The sequence below is a fragment of the Bacillus sp. H1a genome (assembly GCF_000633475.1).
In the GTDB taxonomy this organism is placed as follows: domain Bacteria; phylum Bacillota; class Bacilli; order Bacillales; family Bacillaceae_G; genus Bacillus_A; species Bacillus_A paramycoides.
The window spans coordinates 183,094-204,349 of record NZ_AYMH01000020.1; the positions used below are offsets into that span (position 1 = coordinate 183,094).

A 21,256-nucleotide genomic window follows, 5' to 3' on the forward strand; every position below is an offset into this window, starting at 1 on the left:
AATGGATTTATTTCAAAGAAGGCTGTGTGGGATAAGAGAAAACAAGGAACTTATAAAAAATTATAAAAATCATTATACAAAACCATTGATTACCTTAGGGGGGTATGGTAAGATAAGGTTGTGATTAACAAACAATGAATGAACAAGAGGAGGATTTTAAATGGAACAGTTAACATTAAAGGTTGAGGGTATGTCTTGTGGACATTGTGTAAATTCTATTGAAAGTAATGTGAAAGAACTAAATGGTGTTGAACAAGTAAAAGTGCAATTAGCAGAAGGAACTGTTGAAGTTACCATTGACTCATCAATCATTACTTTAAAAGATATTGTTAGTGTAATCGAAGATCAAGGATACGATGTTATATAATAATTTTTAAACAGGGGAATAAATCGTACTTTAAATAAAGTGCGATTTATTTTGCTAAAAAATATACCTCTTGAGGGTATGTGGTAGAGGTGAATGAAATGAATGAACAAAAAGAGGCCAATTTTCAAATATCAGGAATGACATGTGCCGCATGTGCGAATAGAATTGAAAAAGGTCTTAAAAAAGTAGAAGGTGTTCAAGAGGCAAATGTAAATTTTGCGCTTGAAAAAACAAAAATTTTGTACGATCCAACTCAAACAAATCCTCAAAAGTTTAAAGAAAAAGTTGAATCGTTAGGATATGGTATTGTAAGTGATAAGGCCGAGTTTACGGTATCGGGAATGACGTGCGCTGCATGTGCGAATAGGGTGGAAAAACGTTTAAATAAGCTAGATGGTGTGAGTAAGGCGACAGTAAATTTCGCTTTAGAATCAGCTACTGTAGAATTTAATCCTGATGAAATTAATGTTAATGAAATGAAGAGTACGATTACAAAATTAGGATATAAATTAGAAGTAAAATCAGATGAGCAAAATTCATCAACAGATCATCGATTACAAGAAATTGAGCGACAAAAGAAAAAGTTTATTATTTCGTTTATTTTATCATTTCCGTTATTGTGGGCAATGGTAAGTCACTTCTCATTTACATCGTTTATTTATTTACCTGATATGCTTATGAATCCGTGGGTGCAGCTAGCTCTTGCAACTCCAGTGCAGTTTATAATTGGAGGCCAATTTTATATAGGTGCTTATAAAGCATTGCGCAATAAAAGTGCAAATATGGATGTTCTTGTGGCACTTGGAACGTCCGCAGCTTATTTCTATAGTGTTTATTTAAGTATTCAATCAATTGGTTCCTCGGAACATATGCCAGATTTATATTTTGAAACGAGCGCGGTACTTATTACATTAATTATTTTAGGTAAATTATTCGAGGCAAAAGCAAAAGGGCGTTCATCAGAAGCTATTAAAAAATTGATGGGATTACAGGCGAAAACTGCTACAGTTGTACGAGATGGAACAGAAATAAAAATTTTAATCGAAGAAGTGGTAGCAGGTGATATCGTCTATGTAAAACCTGGTGAAAAAATCCCAGTAGATGGAGAAATTGTAGAAGGAAAATCAGCGATAGATGAATCGATGTTAACAGGTGAGAGTATTCCAGTTGATAAAACAATCGGGGATGTAGTAATCGGTTCTACAATGAATAAAAATGGATTTTTAAAAGTTAAGGCAACTAAAGTAGGAAGAGACACTGCATTAGCACAAATTATTAAAGTAGTAGAAGAGGCTCAAGGTTCGAAAGCTCCTATTCAAAGGGTAGCGGATCAAATTTCAGGTATTTTCGTACCTGTTGTAGTTGGGATTGCTATTATCACTTTTGTAGTATGGATGGTATTTGTTACACCTGGTGATTTTGGAGGAGCGCTTGAGAAAATGATAGCAGTACTTGTTATCGCATGCCCATGCGCTTTAGGTCTTGCAACACCAACATCTATTATGGCGGGATCAGGAAGATCAGCTGAATACGGAATTTTATTTAAAGGTGGAGAGCATCTAGAAGCGACGCATCGATTAGATACGATTATTTTAGACAAAACAGGTACAGTTACAAATGGAAAACCGACATTAACAGATGTAATTGTAGCAGATGGATTTGAAGAGAAAGAAATATTAAAATTAGTCGGTGCAGCAGAAAAAAATTCTGAACATCCACTTGCAGAAGCGATTGTAGAAGGAATTAAAGAACAGGGAATTGATATCCCAAGTTCAGAAATGTTTGAAGCAATTCCTGGATTTGGTATTGAGTCGGTTGTAGAAGGGAAACAGTTATTAATTGGTACACGCCGATTAATGATGAAATTTAATATTGATATTGAAGAAGTTTCTAAATCGATGGAAGAACTAGAACGAGAAGGAAAAACAGCAATGCTTATAGCAATAGATAAGGAATATGCTGGAATTGTTGCTGTTGCAGATACTGTAAAGGATACTTCAAAAGCAGCAATTGCAAGACTTAAGAAAATGGGTCTAGATGTCGTTATGATTACAGGTGATAATACACAAACTGCTCAGGCAATTGCTAAGCAAGTTGGTATTGATCACGTAATTGCAGAAGTATTACCAGAAGGAAAGGCAGAAGAAGTGAAAAAACTGCAAGCTAGCGGTAAGAGAGTGGCTATGGTTGGAGATGGAATTAATGATGCTCCTGCTCTTGCTACAGCAGACATTGGAATGGCAATTGGAACAGGGACAGATGTAGCAATGGAAGCAGCAGATATTACATTAATCCGTGGTGACTTAAATAGTATTGCTGATGCAATCTTCATGAGTAAAATGACGATTAGAAATATTAAGCAAAATCTATTCTGGGCGTTAGCCTATAACGGCCTAGGAATTCCAATTGCGGCGTTCGGTTTCTTAGCTCCTTGGGTTGCAGGTGCAGCGATGGCATTTAGCTCTGTATCAGTCGTATTAAATGCATTAAGATTGCAAAGAGTTAAATTAAAATAATAAAAGTCTTAATTTATAGAGTAATTGAATATGCTTTTATACAAAAAACAATACTTTGAATAAGTATTGTTTTTTGTTCGTATAGAAAGAAAAAAGATATAATATAGCAGAGACAGAAGCGATAGCTTGATGAGGAGATTTATACATGGTTAAAGATATTATAATTAGAACATTCCAGAAAGAGGATTTAGAACAAGTATTACAATTATTCTATGAAACGGTTCATACGGTTAATGCAAAAGATTATAATACGTTACAGTTAAATGCTTGGGCACCAGAGCGCCTAGATAGAGAAAGTTGGCTACAATCTTTAGAAAAGAATATTTGTTATGTTGCAGAATATAAAGGTGTGATAGTAGGATTTGGGGATTATAATGAGGAACATTACGTAGATCGCTTATTTACGCATAAAGATTACCAAGGAAAAAGAATAGCTTCTTACATACTACAGAAGTTAGAAAAAGAAGCAGTGAAGCTGCAGCATAGAGATGTATTTACAGAAGCGAGTATTACAGCAAAACCTTTCTTTGAAAGTAAAGGTTATATTTGCATAAAGGAACAAAATAAACAGCATAATGGTCAGATTTTTATTAATTATGTCATGAAAAAAATAGCCTCCTCATAAATGAGAAGGCTATTTTTTCATTATTTTACAGCTGCTTTTAGTTCTTTACCAGCTTTAAAAGCAGGTACTTTAGAAGCTGCGATTTGCATTTCTTCACCCGTTTGTGGGTTACGGCCTGTACGAGCAGCTCTTTCACGAACTTCGAATGTACCGAATCCGATAAGTTGTACTTTTTCGCCAGCAGCTAAAGTGTTAGTGATTGATTCTACTACAGTTTGTAAAACTACAGTAGCTTCTTTTTGAGAGATTTCAGCTGATTGTGCTACGTTTTTGATTAATTCTGTTTTATTCATGTTTTCACCTCATATGTAAATAATGCTATTTAAGTTGTTATTATAACGTATAAAAGTTCAGAGAACAAGTGTACGCAGATATATTCACAAAAAAATTGGAATTTGTATCATTTTTCAGGACTTCTATATAGTCGTTCAATTTAAGCAGATGCAGATTTTTTCTTTAATTCAGTTTGTTCTTTATAGGAAGATAGCTTCTTATTATAGGATAGGAAATACGGTAATGCTACAAATAACATACCTCCTACTAAATTCCCAAAGAAAACAAAAATGAAGTTTGGAAAATACTCAATCCAAGTTAAATGACCAGAAAAAATTGCGGCTGGGATGACAAACATATTAGCTACAACGTGTTGGAACCCAATCGCAACGAAAGTCATAACGGGGAACCAAATACCGATAATCTTTCCGCTAAATTCTTTACTTCCCATACTGAGCCAAACAGCTAAACAAACGAGCCAATTACATCCAATTGCAGATATGAATGCTTGTAGTGGCGTATCTTGTAGTTTAGCTTGTGCAATAGACACTGTTTTCGCTAAAAAAGCCCCCTCCGTTAATCCGACAATATGGCCGAAAAAATAAGCAACGAATACAGCACCGATAAAATTGCTAAATGTAACAATAACTAAATTTCGTATTAATTGAAATAAGGTGATTTTTTTGTGAAGCCAAGCCATTGAAACTGTCATCATGTTTCCGGTTACTAATTCACCGCCCGCAAGAATAACGAGTATAAGACCGATAGGGAAGACAGCAGCACCTAAAAAACTAGTAAATGATCCCCAAGATTTTGGCATTGTCCCAATAACATGAATATCGAGTAAATACCCTAATGCTATAAAAGCGCCACCAAAAAATCCGAGAATTAGCATAGGGAGTAATGATAAATGAGCTTTTTTTCTTCCGGAATTAGCAGCAAGTTCAGTAATCTCTTCTGGTGTACATACAGACATTAATAACCCCTCCGTAATAAAGTGATGGAATGAATAGAAGAAACATTTTTAACAATCTATGTATTATAAAAATATGTTATGAAATGTGTATAAATTTGTCAAATTTAGATGGGGATAAAATCGAGTGCAGCTTAACATTTTTTCATGGTGTCACATCAATGTAACAAAAAGGTTTTAAACTACATCTAGAGGTGAAAACGTGAATACGCATCATGTAAAAAAAAATCAAAAAAAATCAATCTTAAAGAAATTTATTATTAGTTTAATAAGTATATTAATTATTCCAGTAAGCTTGTATTTCTATGCAACAGAAATAGAACGAAGATTAGTATCGGTCACGTGGAATGAAATAGAAGCTCCTACGATTCCTGAAGAGTTTAACAATAAAAAAATATTGCAATTCTCAGATGTACATTTAGGATCAGAGTTTACACTGAAACAACTAGATAACCTTGTGGGAAAAATGAATGAGTTACGTCCAGATATAGTAGTTTTTACAGGGGATTTAATAGATAAGTTTGGGACCTATAATGCGGAAAGAGAAGAGGCGAAAGAGATTTTGAGGGAAATTCATGCTCCTCTCGGAAAGTATGCTGTGTTTGGGAATCATGATAGGGGTGGGGGCGGTAGTTTATTCTACAAAAGGTACATGGAGGAAGCTGGTTTTTCTGTTTTAGTAAACGAGGTGCAGAAAATTAAAGTGGAAAATGGCAAGTATATTACAATATCAGGTTTGGATGATTTCTTATTAGGGAAACCACAAATAGACTCGACTTTAAAAAACTTAAAACAACAAGATTTCAATATGCTATTAGTACATGAGCCTGATGTTGTAGATAAAGTAGCTCGTTATCCAGTTGATTTTCAAATGTCAGGACATAGTCACGGAGGACAAGTTCAGATTCCCTTTGTGGGCCCTTTAATTACCACAAAATTAGCTGAGAAGTATGTTGAAGGAATGTATGAATTAGAAGGGAAGAGTAAGCCATTACATTTATATGTAAATCGCGGTATTGGGACGACTCGAATGCCTGTTAGGTTTTGGAGTGTACCGGAACTTTCAGTTTTTGTATTGAAGCAAAATAGTAATTAGAATAGGGCGTTTAGCATGTTTGAAAAGAAGAGAATTTTTAATAGAAAGTTCTTTTTTTATTGATTAAAACCAGAATATTGTGTACTTTTTGTTTGAAGTGTTAAAAAGAAAGGGGAATTTCTATGATAGAAACATGGCATAAAGAATTGGAAAGTTTATATTTTCCACCAAAAGGCATCCCTTTAATTTTCTCAATAATGGGCTTGAAATAAAGAAAAATTATTAAACTTTATGTAATAATTTATAGAGAGGGATATTTAATAATTGTTTAATTCAGAATATTTTGATATATTTTAAATGTAGTATAAGCTTTTTACATAACTCTCTTTCATAAATTTCGAAATCAAATTCGGAAGGGGATGTAGATGCTTTGAATAAAAATCTCAAGAAGGACTTACAAATACGTCATATTACAATGATCTCAATTGGTGGCGTAATTGGAGCGGGTTTATTTGTCGGAAGTGGTGCTGTTGTTCATTCAGCGGGGCCAGGTTCTATCGTTTCATACGCATTAGCAGGACTTTTGGTTGTTTTCGTAATGAGAATGTTAGGAGAAATGGCTGCTATTAATCCAACAAGTGGGTCTTTTGCGACATATGCACGCGAAGCAATTGGCCCGTGGGCAGGATATACAATTGGATGGCTATATTGGTTTTTCTGGGTAATTGTAATTGCGATAGAAGCTACAGCAGGTGCTGGTATTATTCAATATTGGATTCCGCAAATCCCGCTTTGGTTATTGAGCTTAATATTAACGATATTATTAACGTTAACGAATGTTTTTTCGGTGAAATCATTTGGAGAGTTTGAATATTGGTTTTCTTTTATTAAAGTAATAAGTATTGTATTGTTCCTTTGTCTTGGACTTGCTGTTATTTTAGGACTTGTCCCAGGAACGGAAGCACCTGGTACTTCAAATTTAATTGGACAAGGTGGATTTATGCCAAATGGTATAAGTTCGGTGTTGCTTGGTATTACAGTTGTTATATTTTCATTTATGGGATCAGAAATCGTAGCAGTAGCGGCTGGTGAGTCTGCCGAACCTGTAAGAGCAGTAAAAACAGCAACAAATAGTGTGATTTGGCGTATTCTTGTATTTTTTATTGGATCTATAGCAGTAGTTGTTACGCTTCTTCCATGGAATTCAGCAAACATACTAAAAAGTCCGTTTGTAGCGGTACTTGAACATATAGGAATACCAGCGGCAGCACAGATTATGAATTTTATCGTTTTAACAGCTGTACTTTCATGTTTGAATTCAGGTTTATATACGAACTCAAGAATGCTTTTTTCTATGGCAGAAAGAGGAGATGCTCCAAAGGCATTTTTAAAGTTGAACAGTAGTGGTGTTCCTGTTCGGGCAGTTTTATTTGGAACTTTCTTCGCCTATATCGGTGTTGTATTTAGCTACATATCTCCAGATAAAGTTTTTTTATTTTTGGTGAATGCATCTGGTGGGATTGCGTTACTAGTTTATCTTGTTATTGCAGTTTCGCATTTAAAGATGCGTAAAAAAATGGGGAAAGTAGAACAAGAAGATTTGAAAGTGAAAATGTGGCTCTTCCCGTATTTAACGTATGTTACAATTGCCGCTATTATAGCAGTTTTAGTTGCAATGTTTGCAATTGAAACCTTACGTTCACAAGCGATTTTAACGATGATTGTTACAGTTCTTATTATAGTTTCTTATTTTATTTTTAATAGAAATAAAACTAGTTCAGCTTTGAGTCCTAAAAATAGGAATGAAGAATCTGTTCGATTCTAATTTCTTGTTTTTAAAGAAAGTTACATCCAATCATTGCTAGAAAAGATTCATATATAAGTAAAGAAACAAGTAATTACTATTAGCATAGTGGAAATAAACTTTTTTCTTGACTTTTTATATGAAGGAGAGCAAAATGGTAAAAAAGGAAGGGGGGATGATGATGGAAGAGTACGTATTAGACCTGTATAATCTGCTATATACGACAGAGTGGCAAGATATTGTTTCGTTTCTTGGGATATTATTTTGCATGAAAACTGTAATTGTATATATGGAAGAGCAAGGTATGTTCTATTCCTTCTCATCCCCGTTCGATTTGCAACGTGAGCCGTTGCTAAACTATGCCAATGTAAAATACGAACAAATTCCTTTTGTTATATTCTTTATGATTCGTTTTATAACGGCGATTGTGAAGAAGAAGGAAAGTGACGAAGAAGAATGCCATCCAACTTGTTATATAGCCAACGCTTTTTAAGCTAAATACAAGGAGGAGATTTATATGTGGTTTCGATTTCTTATGATTGGTTTCTTTTCATTAACAGCAATTTCATTAATGGGATATCAGGTGTCTGAAATATTTCAAGCGTATAGCAGTACGTTTTTTAACAAAAACTAATCGCATTGCTATTTGAATAATAAAGCGATAAAATCCTTCTTAAGAAGTATTGTTAAGAAGGATTTTTTCTTTGTTTAGTCTTACTGTGTCAAACTATTGTCACATTTACACCGTGAATAATATGTTAAAATAGTGAGGTTAATAATACATATTTGATAGAAGAGGAGTGACCAATTTGGTGGATCAATCAACAAATCAGAAAAGCTATGCTCCTATTGTGATAACGCTTTCTGTAATTGTAAACGCGATTATTTTATTTTTGTTCTTTGGACCTGTTGGATATGAAGGAGAATTACATTTTGATGTAACTATCTTACCGATGTTAAATGCAATTTTTAATAGTTTTACGTTTGTATTTTTATTAGCAGCTTTATTCTCTATTATTAAAAAGAATGTAAAAATGCACCGTGGTTTTATTCTTGCAGCATTTACAACGACTTTATTATTTTGTGTGTCATATTTATCGTATCATTATTTGGCACCAGCAACGCATTTTGGAGGAGAAGGTTTCATTAAATATGTGTATTTCTTCATTTTAATTACACATATTATCCTTGCAGCGATTATCGTACCACTTGCATTGTTCGCACTTGTATTTGGTTTTACGAATCAATTAGCACGTCACCGTAAAATTGTACGTTGGACGATGCCAATTTGGTTATATGTAAGCTTATCTGGTGTTATTGTTTACTTAATGATCTCACCTTATTATCAATAAAAAATCTCAGCCTAGAGGCTGGGATTTTTTTGTTAAGCAAATTTGTTTGTGAAATTTTAAAAATATGGTATACAAAAGTATAGTTGCTTTTAATATAGAAGGGTGGTAAATAAGAATATGCAAAATTTTGTATTTCGTAATCCAACAAAACTTATTTTTGGTAAAGGACAATTAGAGCAGTTAAAAACTGAAATTCCACAGTTCGGTAAAAAAGTTCTTCTCGTATATGGAGGAGGAAGTATTAAAAGAAACGGTATTTATGATAATGTAATTTCTATTTTAAAAGATATAAATGCGGAAGTGTTTGAGTTGACAGGTGTTGAACCGAATCCTCGTTTATCAACTGTAAAGAAAGGGATTCAAATTTGTAAAGACAATGGAGTTGAATTTATTTTAGCAGTTGGTGGAGGAAGTGTAATTGACTGTACGAAAGCGATTGCTGCTGGTAGTAAATATGATGGAGATGTATGGGATATTGTAACGAAAAAAGCATTTGCTAGCGAAGCGTTGCCATTCGGTACTGTTCTAACTCTTGCGGCAACAGGTTCTGAAATGAATGCAGGCTCTGTAATTACAAACTGGGAAACAAATGAAAAGTATGGCTGGGGCAGTCCAATTACATTCCCTCAGTTTTCAATTTTAGATCCAGTTCATACTGCGTCTGTGCCGAGAAATCAAACAATTTATGGTATGGTCGATATTATGTCGCACGTATTAGAACAATATTTCCACCATGGAACAAATACAGAACTACAAGATCGGTATTGTGAATCGATTTTAAAAACAGTAATAGAAACAGCTCCTAAGCTTTTAAATGATCTAGAAAGTTATGAGCACAGAGAAACAATTCTATATTGTGGAACGATGGCGTTAAACGGTATTTTAGCGATGGGAGTAAGAGGAGATTGGGCAACCCATAATATTGAGCATGCAGTTTCTGCAGTTCATGATATACCACATGGAGGTGGCCTCGCGATTTTATTCCCGAACTGGATGAAGCATGTTGTGGATGAGAATGTGAATCGTTTTAAACAGTTCGCTATTCGTGTGTTTAATGTAGAATCAGATGGGAAAACGGATAAAGAAATTGCGATAGCGGGGATTGAAGCATTACGCCAGTTTTGGACGTCAATTGAAGCGCCAGTAACATTAGCAGATTACGGCATTGGGGAAAATGAAATTGAATTAATGGCGGATAAAGCGATGGCTTATGGTGAATTCGGTAACTTTAAAAAATTAAATAAAGATGATGTTCTTGAAATTTATAAAGCTTCTTTATAAGCAATTTGAGAGTGAGACCCTATTTGATCGGAGTATCAAATAGGGTCTTTTTTGATTGTTTATTAACGGAATTGAATGTTGGTGATTATTTTTGATTGTTTTTGATTGATTTTTGTGATCGTTTTCATTATACTGTAATCAAAGGAGAGGTGAATAAAATGTTAACTCCTGAACGTCATCAAATGATACTACAGCTTGTAAAGGAACAGAAAGTTGTTAAATTGCAGCAATTAGTTGAAAGAACGGAAAGCTCTGAATCGACAATTCGTCGTGATTTAGCGCAATTGGAAAAACAAAGGTTATTAAAAAGAGTTCATGGCGGTGCCTCTATATTAACTGGAAAAGGGCAAGAGCCAACGATGATTGAAAAATCATCCAAAAACATTCATATAAAGCAACAAATTGCAAAGTTTGCGGCAACCTTTGTTGAACAGGGTGATTGCATTTATTTAGATGCAGGAAGTACGACTTTTGAAATGATTCCGTTTTTAATAAATAAAGATGTTACTGTCGTTACAAATGGTCTTATGCATATTGAAGCTTTAGTTGAAAATAACATTCGGGCGTATTTACTAGGCGGAATGATGAAGAGTAGGACGAAAGCTTTAATTGGTGCCATGGCACAGGAAAGTATGCAAAAATATCGTTTTGATAAATGCTTTTTAGGAGCTAATGGTGTACATGAACAGTTAGGGTATACAACACCAGATCCGGAAGAAGCACTCTTGAAACAAATGGCATTAACATTAGCAAACGAAGGGTATTTCTTAATTGATGAAAGTAAATTTTCAGAAGTTGCGTTTGCGAAAATTGCAAATGTTGAAGAGGCAAGCATTGTTACAAACCATTTAGAAATTGATTTAGAAAAATATAAAAGACAAACAAATGTAATTGAGGCTGATAAACAATGATCTATACAGTTACTTTAAACCCATCTATTGATTACGTAGTACAAGTTAATTCTTTCGATTTAGGAACAGTAAACCGAGCAGAGAAAGATATGAAGTTTCCTGGAGGAAAAGGGATTAATGTTTCTCGCGTTCTTCATCGTTTAGGTGTTGAAAATGTAGCGCTTGGATTTACCGGTGGATTTACCGGTAAATTTATTAAAGATGTATTACATGATGAAGGTGTAACAACAAACTTTGTACAAGTAGACGGAGATTCACGAATTAATGTGAAAATAAAAGGGCAAGAAGAAACAGAGTTAAATGGACAAGGTCCTATTGTGACAAATGAGCAATTTGGTCAGTTAATGAAAAAAATTGAAAGTATGCAACCTGGAGATTGTGTTGTACTAGCCGGAAGTGTACCAGCTTCTATTCCAACTACCTTTTATGAGTCAATCGCAGCGTTTGGAGCAGAAAAAGGCATTCGCGTAGTAGTAGATGCAAGTGGAAGTGCGTTACAGCATGTAATTAAAAATAACCCATTTTTAATAAAGCCAAATCATCATGAACTTGGTGAGTTGTTCGGAGTGGAGCTTTCAACAGTAGAAGACATTTTACCGTATGGAAGAAAATTAATCGAACAAGGTGTAGAGCACGTTATAGTATCAATGGCAGGAGATGGAGCTTTATTATTTACGGCAGAAGGTATATATGAGGCGACTGTTCCGAAAGGTATTGTTATTAACTCTGTTGGAGCAGGAGATTCTCTTGTTGCAGGGTTTGTAGGGGAATATGAACAGACAAAAGATATTGAAAAGGCATTTCAATATGGTGTTGCAACAGGGAGTGCAACAGCATTTTCAGCAGATTTATGTGCAAAGGAAAAAGTAGAAGAATTATTGTCGCAAGTAATTGTCACAAAGCGATAGGGGGAAACAACATATGAAAATTACAGAACTATTAAAAAGGGATACAGTCATTATGAATTTGACAGCTTCAAATAAAGAAGCTGTCATAGATGAATTAGTTGAGAAATTAAACGGAGCAAATCGTTTAAATAGTAAGACTGAATTTAAAGAAGCTATTTTAAAGCGTGAGTCACAAAGTACAACCGGAATTGGTGAAGGTATTGCAATACCTCATGCGAAGACGAAGGCAGTTAAGCAACCAGCGATTTGTTTTGGCAGAAGTGTAAGCGGTATCAACTATGAATCGCTTGATGGACAGCCCGCACATTTGTTTTTTATGATTGCTGCAAGTGAAGGGGCGAATAATACTCATTTAGAAACGTTATCTCGTCTCTCTACGTTATTGATGGATGAAGGGTTTCGCAAGCAATTATTAGAAGCAAAGGATGAAGATGAACTTCTCCGTTTATTTGATGAAAAAGAGAATGAAAAAGAGAATGAAAAAGAAAAAGAAAAAGAAAAAGAAAAAGAAGAAGAAGAAGTTGAAGTAGCAAAGCCAGAAGGGAATGAACCATATGTATTAGCTGTTACAGCTTGTCCGACTGGTATCGCTCACACATATATGGCTGCTGATAGTTTAAAAGCAAAAGCGGCAGAGTTAGGGATTGCGATTAAAGTTGAAACGAATGGATCAACAGGTGTAAAGAACGGTTTAACGAAAGAGGATATCGATCGTGCAACAGCAATTATTGTCGCTGCAGATAAACAAGTAGAAATGAAACGTTTCGCTGGGAAGCATGTCATTCAAGTGCCGGTAGCTGATGGTATTAGAAAAACTGAAATCCTTCTTAATAGAGCTGTAAAACAGGATGCGCCAATCTTTAAAGGTGTTAAAGAGAATGGGAAGGCAGAAAGTGTTGAGAAAGAAAAAGGGTTAGGAATCTATAAGCATTTAATGAGCGGTGTAAGTAATATGCTTCCATTCGTTGTTGGTGGCGGGATTTTAATCGCACTAGCATTTATGTTCAGTGGAATTAAGGCAAAAGGTCCTATTGCTGAAATATTAATGGCTATTGGTGGTGGAGAAAAAGGAGCTTTCTTATTCCTTGTTCCAATTTTAGCTGGATTTATTGCAAGCTCTATTGCTGATCGTCCTGGTTTTATGCCTGGTGTTGTTGGTGGCTTTTTAGCAGCACAAGCGAATGCTGGATTTTTAGGTGGATTAATTGCTGGTTTCTTAGCAGGATATGTTGTTGTCGGTTTGAAAAAGCTATTTTCTGGTTTGCCAGCGCAGTTAGAAGGGATTAAACCGGTCTTGCTATATCCGGTATTTGGGTTATTAATTACAGGTGTTATCATGTTAAAAGTAGTCAATCCACCTGTAGTTGCGTTAAATGAAATGTTAACGAGTTGGTTAAATAGTTTAGGTGGTACAAATGCTATACTATTAGGTTTAATTTTAGGTGGTATGATGGCAATTGATATGGGGGGACCAATTAATAAAGCGGCGTTTACATTCGGTATCGCTGCAATTGCGGCAGGAAACTTTGGTGTACATTCAGCAGTTATGGCTGGTGGTATGGTACCACCGCTTGCAATTGCACTAGCAACTACAATCTTCAAAACGAAGTTTACAGAAGCAGAACGTAAATCTGGCTTAACAAATTATATCATGGGAGCGTCATTTATTACAGAAGGTGCGATTCCATTTGCAGCTGCAGATCCGGTTCGAGTAATTGTAAGTTGTGTTGTTGGTTCAAGTATTGCAGGTGCCTTATCTATGTTATTCCAAATTACATTACCGGCACCACATGGTGGATTGTTTGTCATCGCATTAGTAAATAAACCGTGGCTATATATTTTCTCTATATTAATTGGGGCAGTTGTTTCGGCTCTTATGATGGGGATTTGGAAGAAAAAAGTTAATTAAAAGGTAAAAAGGGACAGTTAGCGGGGGCTGTTCCTTTTTTATTACAAAAAAGTGGTTTAATACTTGAATCATGATGGATTTTGGTAAAAGATGTAATGAAAAACGATTTTTTTGTAACAAAACAGTAATATTGTAATTTTTTTTGGAAATAAACTCTCATACTAATATGTGGGAAATATATGAAAACTATTGATAATTTTGGTAGAAATACAATTCTTAAATATGGAAATTTATGTTACAAATCATTAATCGTTTGTTACGAATGCTTTGTAATTTTGTGATTTTCGAAATTCCGTAAAAAACTGTTGCTATAATGAGAACACGAAAACAAAGCGAATGGAGGCTATTCATGAAAAAATTATTAGGTATAGCAACGGCAGCAGTTTTTGGTCTTGGGATTTTTGTAGGTTCTGCAAAAGCAGAAACGATTGTAACGACAGATGTATTAAACGTTAGGGAAAACCCAACTGTAGAATCAAAACTTGTAGGTAAAATGTTAAGTGGAAATAAATTAGATGTTATAAATACAGAAAACGGATGGTCAAAAATTAAATTAGACGGTAAAGAAGCGTTTGTAAGTGCTGAGTTTACGAAAAGTACTTATTATGTAACAGCAAACGTATTAAACGTTCGTGCTGGAGCGAATACTGACTCAGAAATTCTTGGCACGCTAAAAAAAGATGACGTGATTGAAACGACAAATCAAGTGCAAAACGAATGGTTACAATTCGAATATGGTGGGAAAGCGGCATATGTTCACGTACCATTTTTAACAGGCACAGCACCTGTTATTGAAGGAAAAGAAATTCCAGCTCAAGCTGAAGCGCCAACTAAGGTGAAAACGGCGGTTAAAAATGATACGGCAGTTAACAGAAAAGTACCTGCTAAGAGTGAAGAACCAAGTAAACCAGAAGCGCAAGCGAAGCCGACAGCTAAATCAGCGGCGAAATCTACTGAAACAAATGCACCAGCTGGTGGTCGTGAAATAACAGTAGAAGCGACAGCGTACACAGCTAATCCAAGTGAAAATGGCACATATGGTGGTCGAGTGTTAACTGCGATGGGTCATGATTTAACAGCGAATCCAAACATGAAAGTTATTGCTGTTGATCCGAAAGTAATCCCTCTTGGATCAAAAGTGTGGGTAGAAGGGTATGGAGAAGCAATTGCTGGAGATACTGGTGGCGCGATTAAAGGAAACCGTATTGATGTTCTAGTTGGTTCAGATAGTAATGCGGATAGTTGGGGTCGTAAATCCGTTAAAGTGAAAGTTATACAATAATTTATCTGTATTAAAATCAAAAAACGGCTGCTTGAAAATGTCTAAGTAGCCGCTTTTTTTATATGAGATTCACTGAAATGGATAAACCGTTTTACCTGTAATAATTTTATATGCGCTGCAAAATTGAGTTTGCATGTACTCTGCATTTTTATTTTCTGGATGTAACGTCGTTTCTTGAAGGGTAGAATGAAAGGAACGTAGTAAACAATTTAAGGCGAAGTATAATTCTTCTTGTGAACAATTTTGTTCTTTTGTAGCAGTAGCTAAAATGAGGTCTTTTGTTAATGATGAAAAATCGATAGTGGTTGGTTTCATAGTCATTGCACCCTCTCCGAGCTATTTTTAATCATGTATATGCAAAATTGGACAAACTATGTTCTTTTTTTATATATAATTTCATGTACTGGATTCAAAGAACTTGCAATCACACCATTAAAATTGGTAAGATTGGGTATAATGATTAGATGGAGTATATTACATAAAGAGAGTTGAGTTATATGGGAGAAGTGCAACGTGAAAAAGTTGCTGTCATCATTGGGCCAACTGCTGTCGGAAAGACGAAATTAAGTATCGATCTTGCAAAAGCATTGAATGGTGAGATTATTAGTGGTGATTCCATGCAAATTTATCGTACGATGGATATCGGGACTGCAAAGGTAACAACGGATGAGATGGACGGAATTCCGCATTATATGATTGATATAAAAAATCCGGAAGATTCATTTTCTGTGGCGGAATTTCAAGAACGTGTTCGTAAGTACATTCGAGAGATTACAGAGCGTGGGAAATTACCGATTATTGTTGGTGGAACTGGCCTTTATATACAATCTGTTTTATTCGATTACCAGTTTACTGATGAGGCTGGGGATGCTATATACCGAGAGCAGATGGAAAAGTTAGCGTTAGAACGCGGTGTGGAATATGTACATAAAAAATTGCAAGAAGTAGATCCAGAAAGTGCGGAGCGTATTCATGCAAATAATGTAAGGCGTGTTATTCGGGCGTTGGAAATTTTTCGCACGACGGGTGAAAAAATGAGTAACCAGCTTGAAAAACAAGAAAACGAGTTACTGTACGATGTTTCATTAATTGGCTTGACAATGGATCGAGATATGCTATACGATCGCATTAACTTACGTGTTGACCTAATGATTGAACAAGGTTTATTGGAGGAAGTAAAAGGTCTGCATGAAAGAGGAGTGCGAGATTGTCAATCTATTCAAGCGATTGGTTATAAAGAGCTCTATGATTGTTTTGAGAATCGTGTCTCTTTAGAAGAAGCGGTATCACAATTAAAGACGAATTCACGCCGTTATGCAAAACGTCAATTAACGTGGTTCCGTAATAAAATGGATGTCGCGTGGTTCGATGTTACTGATGGTGAAAAAACGTCAGAAATTTTACGATACATAGAAGGAAAGCTACAACTAAAGTCGAATAATAGTAAGTAGAGAAAAAGAGGAGGATTCGACATGAAGCAATCAATCAATATTCAAGATCAGTTTTTAAATCAACTCCGTAAAGAGAATACGTTCGTTACGCTGTACTTATTAAATGGTTTTCAGCTTCGTGGATTAATTAAAGGGTTTGATAACTTTACAGTCCTACTGGAAACAGAAGGTAAGCAACAGCTTATTTATAAACATGCAATTTCTACATTTGTACCTCAAAAAAATGTTTCAATTGAATTAGAGTAGTAATGAATTGTACATAACAAAAAAGAGCGAGTTTTTCGCTCTTTTTTTATTTGTCATAAACAATAAATAGTGAAATTTAAGCGATTCTAAATACAGTAAGTCGAACGTTAGTGTTTCCGGTTGAAGGGAGCGTAATCTCGTTAAGAGTAGATTGGAGAGAAATATTTGCGCCAGCTGCTAAAGTTTCAATTGTTGTAAAGGAAAGCGAGTCGCCTATTAAATTAGAGGAGAAATTATTTGTTGCGACTGCACCATTTATTGAAATTCCAACACCAAATGGAGCGCGTCCTGGTGCAGTTGTAGAGATTGAGACGCTAATTACATAAATACCAGCATTGACGACGGTAACTGTGTCTGTGCCTTTAAAAATAATATTGTTTACATTAATTGCAGTGCTGAAAATGAAGTTATTAAATTGAAGTACAGTTTGTTGAATATTATTTTGTACAACAATTGTCGCTACTGGGAAGTTTGGTCCAGTCGGTCCGGTAGCGCCCGTGATACCTTGAGGTCCAGTGGCACCAGTAGCACCTGTGATACCTTGAGCCCCCGTATTACCTTGAGGTCCAGTGGCACCAGTAGCACCTGTGATACCTTGAGCCCCCGTATTACCTTGAGGTCCAGTGGCACCAGTAGCGCCCGTGATACCTTGAGGCCCAGTAGCACCGATAGCGCCTGTGTTGCCTTGAGGTCCAATGGCACCAGTAGCACCTGTGATACCTTGAGCCCCCGTATTACCTTGAGGCCCAGTAGCACCAGTAGCGCCCGTATTACCTTGAGGTCCAGTGGCACCAGTAGCGCCCGTGATACCTTGAGCGCCTGTATTGCCTTGAGGTCCAGTGGCACCGGTAGCGCCCGTGATACCTTGAGCGCCCGTATTACCTTGAAGTCCAGTAGCACCAGTAGCGCCCGTGATACCTTGGGCCCCCGTATTACCTTGAGGTCCAGTGGCACCAGTAGCACCTGTGATACCTTGGGCCCCCGTATTACCTTGAGGTCCAGTAGCACCGGTAGCGCCCGTATTACCTTGAGGTCCAGTAGCACCGGTAGCGCCCGTATTACCTTGAGGCCCAGTGGCACCGGTAGCGCCCGTGATACCTTGAGGCCCAGTGGCACCAGTAGCGCCTGTGTTGCCTTGAGGTCCAGTGGTACCAGTAGCACCTGTGTTGCCTTGAGCGCCTGTATTACCCTGAGGTCCAGCACTACTTGGAAAGCATGGTTTGGAGAATTTATTTTGATTGTCGTTAAAACGAGACATTAAATCTCTCCTTTCTAATTATACTGTGAGCGAAACTCAGTATAGTAGATGCAGAGAATAGGTAAATGGTCATAGTAAAATTAATTGTTTCAAGAAAAAATAGAAAAAAACGCCTTATTATAAGGCGTTTTTGCTATTTTCTGCGTATTGATAATATCGTTTTAATGAAATTTTTGATTTGAAGCCAATTAATTTTATGATCTCAGGTTCTGGGATTTGTTTTTTTATTAGGCGTAGAATAAAGGTGTTCCGGAAATGTTGTCCAGAAATGCCTTTACGTAAATTTGCTCTTGCTACTTCAAGTCGGATCATTTTTTGAACGGCAATTTCTGTTAATGCCTTTGGTGCGTCATTTTCATATACCCATCTATATGTTCCGCGATTAAAATCAAACGCCACAAATAATGGATCATCGCTATGGTATTTGGGGCGAACTGGTTCTGGGATACTTTTATAATATGTGTACAGTTGTTTTTTGTCTTCATTTGTTAACGTGATTGTTCTTGCTACTCCTGCGGTTGCTGGAATAGACAATGTATTGGTTTCAAAGTGAACTTGATGCATAGTTAATGCTGTAAGTTCTTGTAAGGATAGTCCGTAGTCGATTAGTAGGCTTAAAATAGCGATATTACGATCCATTAATAAAGGGCGAACAGGACGTTGCTTTTCTGAAAGGCCTTCTAATGAAGTGACTATATGTTTTAATCTTTTTTCTTCATCGGATGAAATGAAATCTTCATTACGTAATGCACGGTTTGGTTGAATAACGATTTCCATATTCTTCAATGGATTGGGAATGTTTAGAAAATGATACATTCTATTTAATACAATAAATACACGATGCATTGTTTTCTCCGAGTAGTGTCGATTCTTTTTTAAGTCGGAAAAGTAATCTTCATAGTCTTTTGTACAAAGTGTAGCCCATATATTACTGGAAGGGAGCTTTTTGTTTTTTTCTAACCAATGTCCGAAATCTTCGATGTCATAGACATAGCGTTTAATAGTTGAAGACTTTCGGCCTTTATTCAATAAAAAAATAGAAAAGGCTTGTATTGTATCATGGAATTCCGTTGTTTCCATAGTCCCACCACCTTAATTATTTCTTATATTATAGCAAACTTTTCTGAAAATAGGCATTTGTAAGGGGGACGGGAATAATAATATTTGATGAGTGGATAAAATGAGGTGATTGTATGGAACAATCAATGCGTAAGAAAAATAACAATCAAATTAATATCGTGTTAAACCATCGGAAGAAAATTTCGTTACCGGCATCGGAAGATAAAACTGTAATTTCAAGTGAAACCGCTACTAAACATGAGATGTTGCAGAGAATTGAAGAAGAGATGGGAAAGCTTGTTGGGATGGATGACATAAAAAAGATAATTAAAGAAATTTATGCTTGGATTTATGTAAATAAAAAAAGACAAGAGATGGGGTTGAAATCTGAGAAGCAAGTGCTTCATATGTTGTTTAAAGGGAATCCGGGTACTGGGAAGACAACTGTTGCTAGAATGATAGGGAAATTGTTGTTTGAGATGAATATTTTATCAAAAGGGCATCTAGTTGAAGCTGAACGTGCTGACCTCGTAGGGGAGTATATCGGTCATACAGCGCAAAAGACAAGAGATTTAATAAAGAAGGCTATGGGAGGTATTTTGTTTATTGATGAGGCGTATTCTTTAGCGCGTGGGGGAGAGAAAGATTTTGGAAAGGAAGCCATTGATACACTTGTGAAACATATGGAAGATAAGCAACACGGTTTTGTATTAATTTTGGCTGGGTATTCAAGAGAGATGAATCATTTTCTTTCGTTGAATCCAGGGTTACAATCTCGTTTTCCGTTTATTATTGAATTTGCGGATTACTCGGTAAATCAGTTATTGGAAATTGGGAAGAGAATGTATGAAGAACGTGAATATCAGTTATCAAAGGAAGCGGAGTGGAAATTTAGAGATCATTTACATGCTGTAAAGTATTCGTCACAAATTACATCGTTCAGTAATGGGCGATATGTACGGAATATTGTTGAAAAATCAATTCGTACACAAGCTATGCGTTTGTTACAAGAAGATACGTATGATAAGTATGATTTAATTGGGATATCAAGTAGTGATTTAATGCTTGAAGAGGAGACGCACAGTACATAAACTGTGCGTCTGTTTTTTGTGAATCATTTCGTTTGTTATTTTTTTGCTTTTTCTCGATAAGATTTATGGAAGCGCTCCATTTTAGCGCTTTTTTCGTGTGCAGAATTAGGGTCGTGTCCAATTTGGTCTACTGAGCTTTTTTGTGCACCTTTATTAACATGGTTTGTCATTTCTATTCACCTCGCTTTGAGGATTAGTATTAACATTATGTAAAGAAAAACTCGTTAGAAAAGAAAAACCTCTTTACGATATGTAAAGAGGTTAGATTGCTATTTATGCATTGAACGTTCGTTTGTATCGATGCGTCTATGCGGTAAATGCCATTTGTAATGAATAGAAACCATACGGAAGCAAACAATTAAAATGAATAAGGTGTATAGAGCCCAATCGCTAACGATAATTTGAGCTCCAATTAAAAAACCTGCTAAAATCGTCCAAAATGCATATACTTCAGCTCGAAGGACGAGAGGTTTTCTGCGGGCTAAAAGGTCACGAATAATACCGCCGCCAATACCGGTTAAAACAGCGGCTACGATTGTAGCACTAATTGGTAAATTTAGTTTTTGTGCATATAGTGCTCCTTGTACGGCAAATGCTGATAAGCCGATGGCATCCGTGATGTTTTCCCACTTTTTCCAATGTCTAATCAATTTATTTGGAAAAAGAAAAATAATCGTCATTGATAATAGTGCGATTTGGAATAACATGTCTTGTTGCCAAAACGCGACGATTGGATAACCGATTAATAAATTACGGAGGGCACCTCCCCCAAATGCGGTTGCCATTCCTAAAATATACACCCCGAAAATATCATAATCTTCTTCCATTGCAACAATGGCTCCGCTTAGTGCGAAGGCGATTGTGCCTATGATGCTAAAAATCTCCCATGCCATGAATTTTCTCCCCCGCTAACT

At 36.0% G+C, this 21,256-nt stretch carries 21 protein-coding genes and 1 pseudogene; 15 read left to right on the plus strand and 7 right to left on the minus strand.

Translation table 11 applies throughout. The features are described 5' to 3' along the window. Positions 1–160 precede the first annotated feature (160 nt). The 3 genes from copZ (at position 161) to U860_RS0110075 (ending at position 3,508) form a co-directional block, all read left to right on the plus strand. Positions 161–367 carry a copper chaperone CopZ gene (gene copZ, locus U860_RS0110065; protein ID WP_002173015.1) on the plus strand — a complete coding sequence of 69 codons (207 nt, stop codon included), beginning with the start codon at positions 161–163 and terminating at the stop codon, positions 365–367. 98 nt (positions 368–465) lie between these two features. Next, complete coding sequence (locus U860_RS0110070) at positions 466–2,883, plus strand: heavy metal translocating P-type ATPase (protein ID WP_025148408.1); 2,418 nt, start codon at positions 466–468, stop codon at positions 2,881–2,883. Positions 2,884–3,028: 145 nt separating this feature from the next. After that, complete coding sequence (locus U860_RS0110075) at positions 3,029–3,508, plus strand: GNAT family N-acetyltransferase (RefSeq protein WP_025148409.1); 480 nt, start codon at positions 3,029–3,031, stop codon at positions 3,506–3,508. 20 nt (positions 3,509–3,528) lie between these two features. Here U860_RS0110075 and U860_RS0110080 read toward each other — a convergent pair whose 3' ends face one another. Continuing rightward, positions 3,529–3,801, minus strand: coding sequence for an HU family DNA-binding protein (locus U860_RS0110080; protein ID WP_025148410.1), 273 nt, complete (start codon positions 3,799–3,801; stop codon positions 3,529–3,531). A 140-nt stretch (positions 3,802–3,941) separates the two neighbouring features. Then, positions 3,942–4,757, minus strand: coding sequence for a formate/nitrite transporter family protein (locus U860_RS0110085; protein WP_025148411.1), 816 nt, complete (start codon positions 4,755–4,757; stop codon positions 3,942–3,944). Between the two features lie 199 nt (positions 4,758–4,956). Here U860_RS0110085 and U860_RS0110090 point away from each other — a divergent pair, with 199 nt between their 5' ends. The 9 genes from U860_RS0110090 (at position 4,957) to entD (ending at position 15,237) form a co-directional block, all read left to right on the plus strand. Further along, positions 4,957–5,850 carry a metallophosphoesterase gene (locus tag U860_RS0110090; protein ID WP_025148412.1) on the plus strand — a complete coding sequence of 298 codons (894 nt, stop codon included), beginning with the start codon at positions 4,957–4,959 and terminating at the stop codon, positions 5,848–5,850. 370 nt (positions 5,851–6,220) lie between these two features. Next, on the plus strand, positions 6,221–7,615 hold the full coding sequence (gene gabP, locus U860_RS0110100) for a GABA permease (RefSeq protein ID WP_025148413.1): 1,395 nt from the start codon (positions 6,221–6,223) through the stop codon (positions 7,613–7,615). Between the two features lie 133 nt (positions 7,616–7,748). Further along, entirely contained in the window at positions 7,749–8,087 is a 339-nt protein-coding gene (locus tag U860_RS0110105) for a hypothetical protein (protein WP_025148414.1), read from the plus strand. A 316-nt stretch (positions 8,088–8,403) separates the two neighbouring features. After that, entirely contained in the window at positions 8,404–8,946 is a 543-nt protein-coding gene (locus tag U860_RS0110115) for a DUF420 domain-containing protein (RefSeq protein WP_025148415.1), read from the plus strand. A gap of 117 nt (positions 8,947–9,063) precedes the next feature. Further along, a complete protein-coding gene (locus tag U860_RS0110120) occupies positions 9,064–10,227 on the plus strand; it encodes an iron-containing alcohol dehydrogenase (protein WP_025148416.1) in 1,164 nt (387 codons plus the stop codon). Between the two features lie 158 nt (positions 10,228–10,385). Next, complete coding sequence (locus U860_RS0110125; protein ID WP_025148417.1) at positions 10,386–11,138, plus strand: DeoR/GlpR family DNA-binding transcription regulator; 753 nt, start codon at positions 10,386–10,388, stop codon at positions 11,136–11,138. Then, the gene (gene pfkB, locus U860_RS0110130; RefSeq protein ID WP_025148418.1) at positions 11,135–12,046 is read left to right on the plus strand and encodes a 1-phosphofructokinase; all 912 of its coding nucleotides are present in this window, start codon (positions 11,135–11,137) and stop codon (positions 12,044–12,046) included. The genes U860_RS0110125 and pfkB overlap by 4 nt, the downstream gene beginning before the upstream one ends. A 13-nt stretch (positions 12,047–12,059) precedes the next feature. After that, positions 12,060–13,955, plus strand: coding sequence for a PTS fructose transporter subunit IIABC (locus U860_RS0110135; RefSeq protein ID WP_025148419.1), 1,896 nt, complete (start codon positions 12,060–12,062; stop codon positions 13,953–13,955). Between the two features lie 349 nt (positions 13,956–14,304). Continuing rightward, positions 14,305–15,237: a cell wall-binding protein EntD gene (gene entD / locus U860_RS0110140; RefSeq protein ID WP_025148420.1), complete on the plus strand. Its 933-nt coding sequence runs from the start codon at positions 14,305–14,307 to the stop codon at positions 15,235–15,237. Positions 15,238–15,306: 69 nt separating this feature from the next. On the opposite strand, the gene U860_RS0110145 is transcribed toward entD, so the two are convergent. Next, positions 15,307–15,552, minus strand: coding sequence for a hypothetical protein (locus U860_RS0110145; RefSeq protein WP_025148421.1), 246 nt, complete (start codon positions 15,550–15,552; stop codon positions 15,307–15,309). 182 nt (positions 15,553–15,734) lie between these two features. On the opposite strand from U860_RS0110145, the gene miaA reads away from it, so the two are divergent. Continuing rightward, a complete protein-coding gene (gene miaA, locus U860_RS0110150) occupies positions 15,735–16,688 on the plus strand; it encodes a tRNA (adenosine(37)-N6)-dimethylallyltransferase MiaA (RefSeq protein ID WP_025148422.1) in 954 nt (317 codons plus the stop codon). 21 nt (positions 16,689–16,709) lie between these two features. Then, a complete protein-coding gene (gene hfq / locus U860_RS0110155) occupies positions 16,710–16,934 on the plus strand; it encodes an RNA chaperone Hfq (RefSeq protein ID WP_000813896.1) in 225 nt (74 codons plus the stop codon). Between the two features lie 76 nt (positions 16,935–17,010). On the opposite strand, the pseudogene U860_RS36810 reads toward hfq, so the two are convergent. Beyond that, positions 17,011–18,114 (minus strand): annotated as a pseudogene (locus U860_RS36810) (Gly-Xaa-Xaa repeat protein); the annotation flags it as partial. 195 nt (positions 18,115–18,309) lie between these two features. After that, positions 18,310–19,272: a tyrosine-type recombinase/integrase gene (locus U860_RS0110165; protein ID WP_025148424.1), complete on the minus strand. Its 963-nt coding sequence runs from the start codon at positions 19,270–19,272 to the stop codon at positions 18,310–18,312. Between the two features lie 113 nt (positions 19,273–19,385). Between U860_RS0110165 and spoVK the strand changes: the two genes are divergently transcribed. After that, entirely contained in the window at positions 19,386–20,342 is a 957-nt protein-coding gene (gene spoVK, locus U860_RS0110170) for a stage V sporulation protein K (RefSeq protein WP_025148425.1), read from the plus strand. Positions 20,343–20,377: 35 nt separating this feature from the next. Here spoVK and U860_RS36815 read toward each other — a convergent pair whose 3' ends face one another. Both U860_RS36815 and U860_RS0110180 read right to left on the minus strand, forming a co-directional pair. Beyond that, entirely contained in the window at positions 20,378–20,512 is a 135-nt protein-coding gene (locus U860_RS36815) for a hypothetical protein (RefSeq protein ID WP_033795398.1), read from the minus strand. A 99-nt stretch (positions 20,513–20,611) separates the two neighbouring features. Then, positions 20,612–21,235: a trimeric intracellular cation channel family protein gene (locus U860_RS0110180; protein ID WP_000312272.1), complete on the minus strand. Its 624-nt coding sequence runs from the start codon at positions 21,233–21,235 to the stop codon at positions 20,612–20,614. Between the last annotated feature and the right edge of the window lie 21 nt (positions 21,236–21,256).

Coding starts and splice junctions, on each gene's coding strand:
- copZ (WP_002173015.1), top strand. CDS start 161: ATGGAACAGTTAACATTAAAGGTTGAGGGTATGTCTTGTGGACATTGT.
- U860_RS0110070 (WP_025148408.1), top strand. CDS start 466: ATGAATGAACAAAAAGAGGCCAATTTTCAAATATCAGGAATGACATGT.
- U860_RS0110075 (WP_025148409.1), top strand. CDS start 3,029: ATGGTTAAAGATATTATAATTAGAACATTCCAGAAAGAGGATTTAGAA.
- U860_RS0110080 (WP_025148410.1), bottom strand. CDS start 3,801: ATGAATAAAACAGAATTAATCAAAAACGTAGCACAATCAGCTGAAATC.
- U860_RS0110085 (WP_025148411.1), bottom strand. CDS start 4,757: ATGTCTGTATGTACACCAGAAGAGATTACTGAACTTGCTGCTAATTCC.
- U860_RS0110105 (WP_025148414.1), top strand. CDS start 7,749: ATGGTAAAAAAGGAAGGGGGGATGATGATGGAAGAGTACGTATTAGAC.
- U860_RS0110120 (WP_025148416.1), top strand. CDS start 9,064: ATGCAAAATTTTGTATTTCGTAATCCAACAAAACTTATTTTTGGTAAA.
- U860_RS0110125 (WP_025148417.1), top strand. CDS start 10,386: ATGTTAACTCCTGAACGTCATCAAATGATACTACAGCTTGTAAAGGAA.
- pfkB (WP_025148418.1), top strand. CDS start 11,135: ATGATCTATACAGTTACTTTAAACCCATCTATTGATTACGTAGTACAA.
- U860_RS0110135 (WP_025148419.1), top strand. CDS start 12,060: ATGAAAATTACAGAACTATTAAAAAGGGATACAGTCATTATGAATTTG.
- entD (WP_025148420.1), top strand. CDS start 14,305: ATGAAAAAATTATTAGGTATAGCAACGGCAGCAGTTTTTGGTCTTGGG.
- U860_RS0110145 (WP_025148421.1), bottom strand. CDS start 15,552: ATGAAACCAACCACTATCGATTTTTCATCATTAACAAAAGACCTCATT.
- miaA (WP_025148422.1), top strand. CDS start 15,735: ATGGGAGAAGTGCAACGTGAAAAAGTTGCTGTCATCATTGGGCCAACT.
- hfq (WP_000813896.1), top strand. CDS start 16,710: ATGAAGCAATCAATCAATATTCAAGATCAGTTTTTAAATCAACTCCGT.
- U860_RS0110165 (WP_025148424.1), bottom strand. CDS start 19,272: ATGGAAACAACGGAATTCCATGATACAATACAAGCCTTTTCTATTTTT.
- spoVK (WP_025148425.1), top strand. CDS start 19,386: ATGGAACAATCAATGCGTAAGAAAAATAACAATCAAATTAATATCGTG.
- U860_RS36815 (WP_033795398.1), bottom strand. CDS start 20,512: ATGACAAACCATGTTAATAAAGGTGCACAAAAAAGCTCAGTAGACCAA.
- U860_RS0110180 (WP_000312272.1), bottom strand. CDS start 21,235: ATGGCATGGGAGATTTTTAGCATCATAGGCACAATCGCCTTCGCACTA.